Origin of the sequence: Flavobacterium lotistagni (assembly GCF_011392125.1) — a bacterium.
GTDB lineage: Bacteria > Bacteroidota > Bacteroidia > Flavobacteriales > Flavobacteriaceae > Flavobacterium > Flavobacterium lotistagni.
Window position 1 is genome coordinate 42,689 of record NZ_JAAJBU010000003.1, and the last position, 12,756, is coordinate 55,444.

General features: G+C 43.5%; 11 protein-coding genes and 1 pseudogene. 7 read left to right on the forward strand and 5 right to left on the reverse strand.

Translation table 11 applies throughout. The annotated features are described in order from the left end of the window. Nucleotides 1-11: 11 nt before the first annotated feature. A complete protein-coding gene (gene proC / locus G4D82_RS04985) occupies nucleotides 12-788 on the forward strand; it encodes a pyrroline-5-carboxylate reductase (protein WP_166335170.1) in 777 nt (258 codons plus the stop codon). Here the strand turns inward: proC and G4D82_RS04990 are convergent. Beyond that, nucleotides 778-1,737, reverse strand: coding sequence for a hypothetical protein (locus tag G4D82_RS04990; protein WP_166335172.1), 960 nt, complete (start codon nucleotides 1,735-1,737; stop codon nucleotides 778-780). The genes proC and G4D82_RS04990 overlap by 11 nt on opposite strands. Continuing rightward, nucleotides 1,737-3,203 (reverse strand): MBOAT family O-acyltransferase, encoded by a 1,467-nt coding sequence (locus G4D82_RS04995; RefSeq protein ID WP_166335174.1) that lies wholly within the window; start codon nucleotides 3,201-3,203, stop codon nucleotides 1,737-1,739. The genes G4D82_RS04990 and G4D82_RS04995 overlap by 1 nt, the downstream gene beginning before the upstream one ends. A 267-nt stretch (nucleotides 3,204-3,470) precedes the next feature. Between G4D82_RS04995 and G4D82_RS05000 the strand changes: the two are divergent. The 4 genes and pseudogenes from G4D82_RS05000 to G4D82_RS05015 all read left to right on the forward strand — a co-directional run. Then, nucleotides 3,471-4,436, forward strand: a pseudogene (locus G4D82_RS05000) (2-hydroxyacid dehydrogenase); the annotation flags it as partial. Further along, a complete protein-coding gene (locus tag G4D82_RS14560) occupies nucleotides 4,431-4,847 on the forward strand; it encodes a VOC family protein (RefSeq protein WP_394352283.1) in 417 nt (138 codons plus the stop codon). The pseudogene G4D82_RS05000 and the gene G4D82_RS14560, both read left to right, overlap by 6 nt. Nucleotides 4,848-4,887: 40 nt before the next feature. Then, nucleotides 4,888-5,271, forward strand: a complete 384-nt coding sequence (locus tag G4D82_RS05010) for a DUF4234 domain-containing protein (RefSeq protein ID WP_166335177.1) — start codon at nucleotides 4,888-4,890, stop codon at nucleotides 5,269-5,271. A gap of 52 nt (nucleotides 5,272-5,323) precedes the next feature. Next, nucleotides 5,324-5,707: a DUF2752 domain-containing protein gene (locus G4D82_RS05015; protein WP_207788127.1), complete on the forward strand. Its 384-nt coding sequence runs from the start codon at nucleotides 5,324-5,326 to the stop codon at nucleotides 5,705-5,707. Here the strand turns inward: G4D82_RS05015 and G4D82_RS05020 are convergent, their stop codons facing one another. Further along, entirely contained in the window at nucleotides 5,708-7,519 is a 1,812-nt protein-coding gene (locus G4D82_RS05020) for a GNAT family N-acyltransferase (RefSeq protein WP_166335182.1), read from the reverse strand. It abuts the gene before it with no gap. 118 nt (nucleotides 7,520-7,637) lie between these two features. On the opposite strand from G4D82_RS05020, the gene G4D82_RS05025 reads away from it, so the two are divergent. Beyond that, nucleotides 7,638-8,399, forward strand: a complete 762-nt coding sequence (locus tag G4D82_RS05025) for an exodeoxyribonuclease III (protein WP_166335184.1) — start codon at nucleotides 7,638-7,640, stop codon at nucleotides 8,397-8,399. Nucleotides 8,400-8,513: 114 nt separating this feature from the next. After that, nucleotides 8,514-9,476 carry an OmpA family protein gene (locus G4D82_RS05030; RefSeq protein ID WP_235924304.1) on the forward strand — a complete coding sequence of 321 codons (963 nt, stop codon included), beginning with the start codon at nucleotides 8,514-8,516 and terminating at the stop codon, nucleotides 9,474-9,476. Between the two features lie 165 nt (nucleotides 9,477-9,641). On the opposite strand, the gene G4D82_RS05035 is transcribed toward G4D82_RS05030, so the two are convergent. Together G4D82_RS05035 and G4D82_RS05040 are read right to left on the reverse strand one after the other, a co-directional pair. Beyond that, entirely contained in the window at nucleotides 9,642-11,015 is a 1,374-nt protein-coding gene (locus tag G4D82_RS05035) for a PQQ-dependent sugar dehydrogenase (RefSeq protein ID WP_166335187.1), read from the reverse strand. 108 nt (nucleotides 11,016-11,123) lie between these two features. Further along, nucleotides 11,124-12,728 (reverse strand): DUF4139 domain-containing protein, encoded by a 1,605-nt coding sequence (locus G4D82_RS05040; RefSeq protein WP_166335189.1) that lies wholly within the window; start codon nucleotides 12,726-12,728, stop codon nucleotides 11,124-11,126. Nucleotides 12,729-12,756: the final 28 nt, after the last annotated feature.

Genomic DNA, 12,756 nt, shown 5'->3' on the forward strand with positions numbered 1-12,756 from the left:
ATTCACAGATTATGAACATTCACATCATCGGCGGCGGCAACCTCGGTGTCGCCATTGCATTGGGTATTGCTAAATATACCGCGGGTCATCAAGTAACCGTTACGCGCAGAAATACCGAAAGTATCGAATATTTAACCGCAAAAGGCATTGTGGTTGCGAACAACAATTTGCACAACATTGAGCAGGCCGACTTGATTGTGCTGACGATTAAACCGTATCAAGTGGCAACAGTACTGAGTGAAATCACACCGTTCATTTCAGGAAAAATCTTAGCTTCCGCGGTTAGTGGAGTAACGATAGAGCAACTGCAAACCGTTACTCAAAACACTTGTAGTTGGGTTCGCATCATGCCCAATATCGCGATCCAGTTCGGCGCTTCGGCCACTTGTATTTCCTTTGCTGAAAAAGACAAAGCAGTACTTCAGCCGGTGGTTGATTTGTTCCAGAAACTAGGCACTGCCCCAATTATTGAAGAAAAACTTATGGATGCCGCTACGGTTCTCGGGGCTTGCGGAACGGCCTATGCCTTGCGTTACATTAGAGCGTCAATGCAAGCCGGAATCGAAATTGGGTTTGATTCGCAAACTGCGCTGGCCATTGCGGCCCAAACGGCTAAAGGTGCTGCGCAAATGTTGCTTGAAGAGAAAATTCATCCCGAGCAACTCATCGATCGCGTCACCACGCCTCAAGGTTGTACGATTGTTGGGCTCAACGAAATGGAGCACCAAGGCTTTAGTTCTTCGTTGATAAAAGGCATTAAAACCTCGTTGAATAAAATCAAGGAATAGGCTTTTTCAAATGAACATTCAGCGAATCTGAAAACTGCTTATAGAAGACTGCTACACCCAGATGATTCATGTGAAATGAATTATAGAAGTTAGTTTTCTCCTTGGTAAAGCTTTGTGTCGAAAAATCCCAAAAAACCACATTCGGATTTTCTTGAGCCAGTTGCTTGATTTGCTTTTTAACCTCAGAAAAAGTAGGTTCTTGCAATGCAGTAAGCTCGTCATATTGTGGTGCCCAAACCAAAATGAGTTGTGATTGGAGTTGGTGGCAATCAGCAATGATTTCTTTTAAAGCGGCCAGTTCGTGAGCTATTTCTGTGGTGGAATAATTGATTTTTTTTCCTTGGAGTGCAGCCTTAAAAAGAGAAAAATCGTTGTTCCAGTTTTCTTTGTGCTGGAGATGGCCTTTTATTTTTGTGGTTTTTTTAATCCCCAGTATTCCCAATGCCCGCAGCACGTCTGTTTCAAAGCCACGGTATTTGCTCATCGGTATCCACTGCTCGTAGGCCACGGTCGCATCTGATTTTTTTAACTCCTTAAGCAGCACCTTGTCGTTATAATACGGCAGATAAAGCGCTTTGTGAGCTAGAGGCTTTTTCGTCAAGGCATACAAATCGACGTTTTGAACTACAATTTTAGCGGGTTGGTTGTGGGCGAGATAACTCTTCCAAATGATTTGTTCCTCGCTCATCGACAAGCCGCTCAGCCCTAAGTTGTGGCCGCTGATTCCGGTGTTTTTCTCGATGCAAACCGGGTCAAAATGCGCTTCGGTTCGGGAGTTGCCCAGAAACACCATTCGGGCGTTTACTTTGCCTTGCATGAGCGTATTCCATTGCGAATAATCGGCGTGATTTGAGTTGCTTAGCCGATAATCGACATACAGTTGCAATGCCCACAGCAAACCGTAGCACGCCAACAACATTACACCCATCTTTTTGAGAAACCGAACCATCAGAATTGAAAATAAATAAAACTACTCGCTTGATTTTTAATGTTCAAAATAATACAGAGCAAGGTGATAAAATAGAAGCTGTAACGCAGGGTTTTGGCCGTCCATTTTTCAGACGCCAGCAATGGTTTTTCCACTTGTTTTTGGTTGTTTTGCCAGCCTTCCACAACGAAAAGAAACAAAATATAACACAGCAACGGCGCAATCCAATGTTCAAAAGTATGTTCCGAACGGATTTTGAAAAAACCTCCGTGGTGCACTATTGCTCCAATGTATTGAAAAGCTTCCGTCAAACTTTTGGCCCGAAAGAAAATCCAGGCGAAGGTAACCAGCGAAAAGGTGAATAGCATCTGGAAAACGACTGTCACACTAGCCAATATTCCACGATTATTCGCAGCCATCTCGGGCTTCTTCGAATCTTCGACAATCAATAAAGGCAACAAAAACAAAGCGTTGATGGCGCCCCAAAAAACAAAAGTCCAGTTTGCTCCATGCCAAAAGCCGCTGACCAAAAACACGATAAAGACGTTTCGGATTTTAAACAACTTCGAACCTCGGTTTCCGCCCAAAGGCCAATAAAGATATTCCCTGAACCAAGTGGTGAGCGAAATGTGCCAACGTTGCCAGAACTCAGCCATATTTTTCGAAAAATACGGATAATTAAAATTGCGCATCATGTCAAAACCTAGCAATCTGGCCAGTCCGATGGCAATGTCCGAATAACCGCTGAAATCGCCATAAATCTGAAACGAAAACAATACCGCGCCTAAAATCAAAGTGCCTGAAGAATAGTCTGGATAATGGCTAAAGATATCATTGACATACGGCGCACAATTATCTGCAATCACGATTTTCTTAAAAAATCCCCACAAAATAAGCCGCATTCCGCTAACAGCCTGTTGATAATCAAAATGTCTTTTTTTATAGAATTGTGGTAAAAAATGAGCGGCACGTTCAATAGGCCCAGCCACCAACTGTGGAAAGAAACTCACAAAGGCAAGAAAAGCTACCACGTCATTAGTCGGTTCTAACTGACGGCGATACACACTAATGCCATAGCTTAAACTTTGAAAAGTGTAAAAACTAATGCCCACCGGCAGAATTACCTTGAGGGTTTGAACGTCTAACTCTTGCCCAAAAAAACGAAAGGCTGCTATGAAGTTATCGGTAAAAAAATTGTAGTACTTGAAAAATCCCAACAAGCCTAAATTCAGCGCGATGCTAATGCCCAATAAAGCCTTTCTGCGTATCGGGTGATTTTCTTTTTTCAGTGCCAAACCCACGCAAAAATCCACCATGGCGCTAAAGATGAGCAAAAACAAAAAACGCCAATCCCACCAGCCGTAGAAAACAAAGCCAGCGAGCACCAACAGGCCGTTTTGTAATTTCAGGTTCTTTGCGTTGAGCCACCAATACAATACAAAAACTGCCGGGAAAAATACCGCAAAATCAATCGAATTAAAAAGCATCTTGGAATATATCGGTTCGAAAACCTCGTCTGGGCTAAGTTATAAAATTCCCTTAATTGGCCGTGGTTGCGGTTCAAAATTTTGCCAAAAAGCACTTTGTATCCTTACTGAAATTTAGAAAATTAGGGCATGCCCCTGCGGGTCGGGCTATCCGCTGTATCTTTTCTTCCATTGCATTCCAGAAAAGGATGCCGCTACTATCCCTCATGCAACCCCGGATTTCAATTCAAATTTGTACTTTTGAAACGCACTCAACTTCCATTCGCTATGCCAACTACGAGCCAACAACTGCCAACCAGCAACGCCAAAATTCTCCACCTGGACCGCAACCATCCGTTGCTGGAAACGCAATTGGCGCAAGCTGGTTTTATCAACGACACCGATTTCACTTCATCCAAAGAAACAATCGAACAGAAAATCCACCAATACGACGGCATTGTCATCCGCAGCCGGTTTAAAATCGATCGTACTTTTCTCGATGCTGCTTCGAATTTAAAATTCATTGCCCGAGTCGGTGCCGGCCTGGAAAGTATCGATTGCGACTATGCCGCGAGCAAAAACATCAAGCTAATTGCTGCGCCTGAAGGCAATCGCAATGCGGTCGGCGAACATACTTTAGCGTTGTTGTTGTCGCTGTTCAATAAAATCAATCTGGCAGACCGCGATATCAAATCCGGGCATTGGAACCGCGAAGCCAATCGCGGGCACGAACTCGATGGCAAAACAGTTGGTATCATTGGTTACGGCAATATGGGAAAATCGTTTGCCAAGAAACTGCGCGGATTCGAAGTTGAGGTCTTGTGCTATGATATTCTGGAAAACCTCGGCGATGCCAATGCCAGACAAGTTTCGCTAGCAGAATTACAACAAAAAGCAGACGTGCTCAGCCTTCACATTCCTTGGACACCGCAGACTAATGGTATGGTCAACAGTGATTTTGTCAATGGCTTTTCAAAACCATTTTGGCTGCTGAATACTTCACGCGGTAAAAATGTCGTGACCGCAGATTTGGTTTCGGCGCTAGAGTCGGGAAAAATTTTAGGCGCTGGTTTAGACGTCAATGAATATGAAAACCTATCTTTTGAAACGTTGTCTGACACCTATTTGCCCGAACCGTATCAGTATTTATTGCAATCCGATATGGTCATCTTAACGCCACACATTGCTGGCTGGACTTTTGAAAGTCATGAGCGTCTGGCGCAAGTGATTGTCGATAAAATCAAAGCGTTGTATTTTGGATCGCCAAAATCTGAAGCAGCCATCAAGAAAGTTACCGGAATTGGCGGTGTTTTTTTCAAAGCCGAAGATCCAAAAGCATTGGTAGCTTGGTACGGGAAACATCTTGGGCTTAAAACCGATGCTTATGGTTCAACCTTTTGGTGGAAAGATACCAATGGGAACGATTGTTCCACCCAATGGTCGCCGTTCAAAGAAGACACGACTTATTTTGAGCCGAGCCAGAAACCCTTCATGCAGAACTTCCGCGTGGATGATTTAGATTCGCTCCTCGAGAATTTAAAAACAGAAGGTGTGGAAATCATCGGCGAAACCCAAACCTACCAATACGGCAAGTTTGGCTGGATTCTCGATCCGGAAGGCAATAAAATTGAACTTTGGGAGCCTATCGACAAGGCATTTCAATAATTTTTCTATTTTTATAAAATCAACCACAAAACAAACTAACATGGAAAACACACCGATTGAAACTTGGAATACACCCCAAACCCCAATTCCTGTTTTTAAAAACGACCCGATTTTAGTACTTATTTTTTCCTTATTAACCTGCGGATTGTATCTGATTTACTGGAATATAAAAATTGCTGAAGTGTTTAATGCCGTGGCAGAAAGAGAAATCATTTCCCAACCCATAGCTATTTTTGCCGGTTGCTGTATGCCAGTCAATATTTATTTCTATTATCTCGCCGGAAAAGAAGCATTGCCGAAAGTATACCAAAGAACTGGAGAACTTCAGAAGGATCAATCAACTTTATTAATCATATTGGGTTTGTTTTTTCCAATGGCAGCCGCAATGATTGTTCAGAGTGACATCAACAGATTGTACAAATAAAATAAAATCAAAACGTAAAATTTACGGAATTGTCGGTGCTCTCATTACACTGATGATTCCGTTTTTTATTATGTTGCACAATGACGGACATCTGGAAACAGAACAGTCATTCTGCCCTTTTAAGATGTTGACCGGTTTTCCATGCCCAGGCTGTGGCATTACTAAGTCGCTGGTTTATTTCTATGAAGGCAATCTTTACAAAAGTCTTTACTATCATATTTTAGGACCTTTCGTGGTGGTGTTTTGCGTGCTGACGATTGTAGTTTTGTCGATTGAATTGAAAACGGGGAAAACATACTTCAACACCGTTTTATTCAATAAAAAACTGGCTTACCGAATGGCCATTTTCTTGGCAGCGTATCATCTGATTCGCTTGGTTTATTTCATCAAACAAAATTCTTGGGATTCCATATTGGTGCAAACCATCTGGAGATAACTATTCACCTTTCTCAGCAATTTTTCGTTCGAGTTCTGCCTGAAATTCTTCCATCACGGGTTTCACTGTACTTTCGGGCAAGTCAGCGATGCGGATGTACATCAATCCGTCAATGGCATTATTGAATAAAGGGTCGACATTGAAAGCCACCACGCGCGCATTTTGCTTGATGTATTTTTTAATCAACACCGGAAGTCGTAAAGTACCGGGTTCAATTTCGTCGATAATTTTGTCGAACTTCACCAAATCGGCTTCGGCTTCATCGAATATGAAATCTTTGTCGGCATCTTTGAGTTTTACCCTGAATTCCTTCTTCGGATGAATGTATTGCGCCACATAAGGATCATAGTAATGCGACTTCATGAACTCAATCATCAACGATTTAGAAAAATCTGTAAACTGGTTGCTAATGCTTACGCCACCAATCAAAAACTTGTGCTCCGGATAACGCAAAGTGGTGTGCACAATGCCTTTCCAAAGCAAGAATAGCGGCATGGGTTTGAGTTGGTATTCTTTCGAGATGAACGCTCGGCCCATTTCAATGGATTTGCTCATCATGTCGAACAGTTCGGAATCAAACCGGAAAAGTTCCTGCAAATAAAAACCGTCGATACCATATTTCGGGAAAATCTCAGAGCCCAAGCCCATGCGGTAAGCGCCCGCGATTTGTTTGGCCTCGTCGTCCCAAAGAAACATGTGGTGATAATATTGGTCGTATTTGTCCAAATCCAGCGAATTGTTCGTGCCTTCGCCAATTTCGCGGAAAGTCACCTCACGCAACCGCCCGATTTCGTGCAAAATGTTTGGTATTTTCTCGGCTTCGGTAAAATAAACCTCGTAGTTCTTGCTCACGGTCATGCGAGAATCGGTGAGGCGAAGTTTCTCTATCTCAGCGATCATTGCATCTCGGCTGGCTGGCGTGGCAATCTGTTTCGGGCTTTTAGGTAGTTTGAGTTGCAGTTGGTTCAAATCCGATAAAAAGTTGTTGTCTTTATCGAATGAATTCGCAAGCATGTAGGTTTTCTTCCTCAAGAATTCCGAATATTCCTCAATAGTCTCATACTCGTTTTGCTCGGCCACCGGAATCGGTTTTCCGATACGCACCTTGATGATGCGGTCTTTCTGGGTCAGCAATTCCGAAGGCAATTTAGCAGTTCGCAGGGTTGGGTTGAGTTTCGAGAGCAAATAAAACAAGCGGCTGTTTTTGGCGTGGAAATAAATCGGCACCACCGGAACTTGCGCTTTTCGGATGACTTTGATGGCGCCTTCTTCCCACGGCCTGTCAACCATGAGCTTGTCGTCTTTGAAAGTAGAGACTTCACCGGCCGGAAACATGCCCAGCGGTTTGCCGTCGCTCAAATGGCGCAGGGTTTCCTTAATCCCGACCACGCTCGATTTGGCGTCTTTGTGGTTCTCGAACGGGTTTACCGGCATGATATACGGTTTCATCGGGTCGATGCGGTGCAAAAGGAAATTGGCGATAATCTTGAAATTGGGTTCGCGCTCTAGCATTAGTTTCAAAAGCAGAATTCCGTCAATACCGCCCAGTGGATGGTTCGAAACGGTAATATAGGCGCCTTCTTTAGGCAAACGTTTTAAGTCTTCTTCCGGGATTTCGAAATTGATCTGGAACTCATCGAGAATGGCGTTTAAAAACTCCAATTCTGAAAGGTGTTTGTTGCGGTCGTAGATTTTGTTCAGGGTCGAAATTTTCAGCACCTTCATCAACAGCCAGCCCGAAAAAGTTCCCAATACTCCGTATTTGTCAGCGTTGATTGCTTTTGCAACTTCTTTAGCAGTAACTAAACCCATTGAATTTGTTTGTTTTTTGAGCCCGAACAAAGATAGCAAAATTCTGTAGTTGTTTGTTTTTTCTTGATTTTACTTTCGGCTTTTTTATTACTTTTGAACGTCACTTTCAAACGCCCACATGAATATTATTTCCTATAATGTTAACGGCATTCGCGCTGCAATTTCTAAAGGTTTTATCTCGTGGTTACAGGCTGCCAATCCCGATGTGATTTGCCTTCAAGAGATTAAGGCCACGCCCGAACAAATTCCACTGCTCGATTTTGAGCTCGCGGGTTATCCTTATCACTATTGGTTTCCCGCCGAGAAAAAAGGATACAGCGGCGTAGCGATCTTGAGCAAGGTCAAACCCAAGCATGTTGAGTTCGGCACCGGCATTGCCCACATGGATTTTGAAGGCAGAAACTTGCGGGTGGATTTCGATGATTTTTCTGTGATGAGTCTCTACTTGCCTTCAGGAACCAACATTGAAAGGCTCGACCACAAATTCATGTACATGGACGATTTTCAAAAGTACATCAACGCGCTGCGCCAAACGATTCCCAATCTCGTGATTTGCGGCGATTACAATATTTGCCACGAAGCCATAGACATTCACGATCCGATTCGCAACAGAACTGTTTCTGGCTTTTTGCCCGAAGAACGCCTTTGGCTCGACGGATTTATGAAAACCGGTTTTATCGATAGTTTCCGTCACCTCAATAAAGAACCGCACCATTACACTTGGTGGAGTTACCGGGCCGGTGCGCGCGGCAATAACAAAGGTTGGCGTATCGATTATTGCTTGGTCAGCGAAACACTGAAAGATCGTATTAAACGTGCAGTGATTTTGCCCGAAGCCAAGCATTCCGATCATTGCCCGACAATGGTTGAGATTATTTAGGAGCCGGGAACCTGCTTTACGCTACTATCTTTCGCGCCGAATAACGGCGCAAAAGGATAACCGCTTCAATCAGGGCTAGGGCATGACGGTGCCAATAAAAACAAAACAAACGAAATGATGAAATACACCTTAACGCTTTTAATTGCTGTCTTACTGCTGACCTCTTCCTGCGTGACCAAAAAAGTATATCAGGATTTAGAGAACAAATACGCCGATTTGAAAAAAGAAAACCGCCGTATTCAAGACGAAACCGACGATTGCATCAAATCTAAGGCAGATTTGCAAATGGCCTACGATGCTATCAAAGAAGAACTGGCTAAAACCCATCAAGAAGCAGACAAAAATCTCGCAGACTATATGGCCGCCAGCAACAATCTCAAGGCTTTGCAGTCGTCCTATGCCGCACTCGAGAAAAACAGTAACGATGCACTGGAGACCAACATGGGCAAGAACCGTGAATTGCTCAAACAACTCGGCGAAAAAGAAAAAGCCTTGGCTGCAGAACAAAGCAGGCTTGATAAAGCCAAAGCCGATTTGCAAGCGTCTTCGCAAAGACTGGCCGAACTAGAAAATCTTATGGCCGCCAAAGATGCCAGTATGCGCAAACTCAAGGAAACCCTTTCTAGTGCGCTGAACAGCTTCGAAGGCAAAGGGCTCACTGTTCAGCAAAAAAACGGCAAAGTCTATGTTTCTATGGAAAACAAATTGCTTTTCAGTTCTGGAAGCTGGGCCGTGGGCGCTGAAGGCCGAAAGGCGGTTGTAGAAGTCGGCAAAGTGCTCGCGGCAAATCCTGACATTTCCGTACTCATTGAAGGCCACACCGACGATGATGCCTACGGAGGTTCCGGTCCGATTGCCGACAACTGGGATTTATCTACAAAAAGAGCTACTGCCATCGTAGGTATTTTGAGTGAGAACCGAGACATTAACCGTCAAAACCTCACGGCAGCCGGAAGAAGCGAATATGCGCCAATAGCTACTAATTCTACTGCTGAGGGTAAGGCCAAAAATCGCCGCATCGAAATCATCCTCACGCCTAAGCTTGACGAAATCTCAAAAATGCTCAACCAGCTGTAGTAGAGAATAGACCGCTGTGCTACAAGAGCCAAGATGCTCAACAAAAGAAAGTTTGGACTCAATTTATAGTTCGCAAAAAAGCCGCAAAGAAAATTTCCTTGCGGCTTTTTATTGTTATGGCTCTCTGCAATCTTGACTCTTGCAGCCTAGCGGTATTGTCATTTATTACTTCACAGACAATTTCGAGCTAATGTTCAAACCGGCTTGGTCATTCACTGAAACGATATACATTCCGGTAGCTAAAGATGCGATTGAAATGCTGTTTGTGTCGGCATTGATACTTTGTTGAAGCAAGGTTTTACCGGAAGTATCGCTTACGGTCAACACCGCCGGGAATTGTAATCCGGAAGTTTTTAAGAACAATTCGTTTTGTGCCGGATTCGGGTAAATATCAAAAGTCTCGCGGTCAAAACTGTTCGCAGCTAATGAAGTGTCAATCAATTTATAAATTGTGCCGTTGCTACTTGAACCTACGTAAACTTCCCCGTTGATGTCCTGTCCAAAGGTTGTTAAATAGCCAGCTGGCAAAGTCGCTGTCCAAGTAATGGTACCTGAACCAGGTTGAACATAACCAATTTTATTGCTGCAAAGATCTGCAAATACATACTTACCCACTAAATTGGGATAGGTCGAGCCGCGGTAAACATAACCGCCTGTAATCGAGCAATTGCTTGCGCCGTGACTATATTCTGCCAGAGGATAAGTGAAAGTGGTGGTTCCGGTACAAGTGGAATACACGTGCGTGCCTTCGTAACATTTCCATCCAAAGTTCAAACCGGTAGCTGCTGGGCTAGGAATGTGATTGATTTCTTCGTATTGGTTTTGACCTACATCGCCAATCCAAAGATCGCCATTGGCCATGTCAAAAGAAAACTTCCAAGGGTTGCGCATCCCGATGGCCCAAATCTCATCATTTCCAGGAACCGCACCAACAAAAGGATTGTCTGCCGGGATACCATAAGGAGAAGCACTATCTACATCGATACGCAACATTTTACCGAGATTTTCATTGATGTTCTGCGCGCGGTTTCCAGGATCGCCAGCACTTCCGCCATCGCCCATTCCGATATACAAATAACCATCAGGGCCAAACTTTAAAGTACCACCATTGTGATTCGAAAAAGGTTGGTTAACAGTCAAAATCTGTACAGCACTGGTAGCATCAGCCACGTTCGGATTGGTAGAAACAGTATATCTTGCAATGACTGTATTTCCGGCTGTGTTGGTATAATTCACATAAAAATAGCCATTGACCGCATAGTTCGGGTGAAAAGCTAGTCCCAACAAACCACGCTCACCACCAGTTGAAATCGTAGCAGTGGTCAACGTAAGAAAGTTGGTGGGGTTAATGGTTCCATTAGGATTCAAGATGCGGATAGCACCGCCTTGTTGAACCACAAATAAACGCTCATCACCTTGTGGATGAGTAATCTCTACAGGAGCTGAGAAACCTGTAGCAAAAGAAGCTATACCGATACTCTGAGCCAACAATAACGGAGTAAGGAGTAAACCAAACAGAAAAGTAAAAATGTTTTTCATAACAAATTAGGATAAGGATTCAGGCGTAAATATAGCCAACCTTTTCGAATCTTATAATACTAAATTTCAATTCTATATAAAAAACTTGAAATGCTATAAAGGGTTGATTTACAGATTGTCAATTACTTTATCTTTCGGATATTTCACTTTGTAAGCGATGCGGATTTTCTTGGTTTCGTTGGGTTTCAGATTCAATTCCCAAGTCAGGATTCCGGTTTCTGAGTTGGTTTTTGCACCAGAGCTTTCGGTTAGCAAAATTTCGATTTCTTTGTCGGCACTTAGTGGATATTGGTCTTTGAGCAAAAGTTCGACTGCTTCTTTTTTGTTATTGCGCAGCGTGATATCGTAAGTGAATGTTTGTTCCTTTTTGCTTGAGAGGAATTTCGTTCCAGACTTCTCGGCCACTTTCTCACGGGTAATCGAAATTTTCTTATCGCGGCCCATACTCAAATTCAGGGTGTCAGAAGTTTGGTTTGCATTGATATAAGTTTTACCAACATACAATCCTTCAAAAATAATATTGGCCTCACCGGGCAAGAGATTGTATTGTGAATAATCGCCGATTTCTGCTAACAAAAAGGCTTCTTTTTCTACTCTTGGTGCGGCATAATATTTATAATGAGCAGGCAGTTTCAAATCTTTCAAGGCAACACTATGCGCTTTTCCGTTGGATAAGATATCATATGGGATATCAATATCAAAAGAAATGTTGAGCTGGTTTTCCACGACGTTCGCGTTGATAGGTGCCGCTGCGTAGCCAAGGACTCTTTTATCTTTGCGAACAGCTGAGGCCGTTACAACTACTTCTTCGAGTTTGTCACTTTCGTAAGCTGCCGAGTATGGTTCGTTATAACGCAGCCACCAGGGGTTCAATACCGGAGCTTGGTTGTTTTGGTTCGGGTTGCCGCTAGAGAGAGTGAGTTTGACTTTTTTCCAATCGATACCAGTATTCTGAACTACTTGTGCTTTGTACATCATATTGATCGGCGCGGAAATGCTCTCGGCGCGCAAGTCATAAAACGGCGACCACGAAGCTTGATTGCTGATGTAATTGATGTTGAAATCTACAACGCCCGCGACTTCGTTCATCACCTGAAGCACGAGTTTGCCTTTGGAGGTTTTTTCTTCTTTTTGGGTGTTGACCTCGAGCTTGTTTTTTAAATCAGCCAGTTGTTGGTTGAGTTTGATTTTTCGCTCTTCCAGTAGGTCGATGGTGTTGCGGCTTTCAGAACGTTTGGCTTTGTAGTAAGCGAGCATTTTCATCAGTTCGGCCACATTGAGCCCAGAATTCTGACCTGAAACTTGCTGGTTTTTGTCGAGCAGTTCGATGGTTTTGTTTTCGGTTTCCTTGGCGTTGTTCACTTTTTGGAGCTCACGTTCTACGAGTTTAATACTGTCGCGCACCTGTTTGATGGCGGGCGATTTTTCATCGATTTCGTATTCAGAAATATAGTTGTTGGTAAATTGCACCGAAAGCACCGTAACATTGGATGGCGCACCAATCTGTACCGTACTTTCATTGAGGTAATCCGCTACGTTCTTCACCACAATTTCACTGCTGCCTTTGGGTAAAGTCACTGTGGCAGTCTGTGTGATTTCGGCCGCACTATAGTAGACGGTTGCAGCTGTAACGCGGGCTGAAGTAAAAATAGGTTTCTGAGCTTGAACTAGGCCGCAAGTCAGTAAAAGCAATAAAGCCATCAGATTTTTCATAAAGTCATTATAGATTCATTAAACGAAA

Excerpts from the sequence above, each read along its gene's own strand:
- G4D82_RS05030 (WP_235924304.1), top strand. The coding sequence starts at position 8,514 with ATGATGAAATACACCTTAACGCTTTTAATTGCTGTCTTACTGCTGACC.
- G4D82_RS05020 (WP_166335182.1), bottom strand. The coding sequence starts at position 7,519 with ATGGGTTTAGTTACTGCTAAAGAAGTTGCAAAAGCAATCAACGCTGAC.
- G4D82_RS05040 (WP_166335189.1), bottom strand. The coding sequence starts at position 12,728 with ATGAAAAATCTGATGGCTTTATTGCTTTTACTGACTTGCGGCCTAGTT.
- G4D82_RS05015 (WP_207788127.1), top strand. The coding sequence starts at position 5,324 with ATGATTCCGTTTTTTATTATGTTGCACAATGACGGACATCTGGAAACA.
- proC (WP_166335170.1), top strand. The coding sequence starts at position 12 with ATGAACATTCACATCATCGGCGGCGGCAACCTCGGTGTCGCCATTGCA.
- G4D82_RS04990 (WP_166335172.1), bottom strand. The coding sequence starts at position 1,737 with ATGGTTCGGTTTCTCAAAAAGATGGGTGTAATGTTGTTGGCGTGCTAC.
- G4D82_RS05010 (WP_166335177.1), top strand. The coding sequence starts at position 4,888 with ATGGAAAACACACCGATTGAAACTTGGAATACACCCCAAACCCCAATT.
- G4D82_RS04995 (WP_166335174.1), bottom strand. The coding sequence starts at position 3,203 with ATGCTTTTTAATTCGATTGATTTTGCGGTATTTTTCCCGGCAGTTTTT.
- G4D82_RS05035 (WP_166335187.1), bottom strand. The coding sequence starts at position 11,015 with ATGAAAAACATTTTTACTTTTCTGTTTGGTTTACTCCTTACTCCGTTA.
- G4D82_RS05025 (WP_166335184.1), top strand. The coding sequence starts at position 7,638 with ATGAATATTATTTCCTATAATGTTAACGGCATTCGCGCTGCAATTTCT.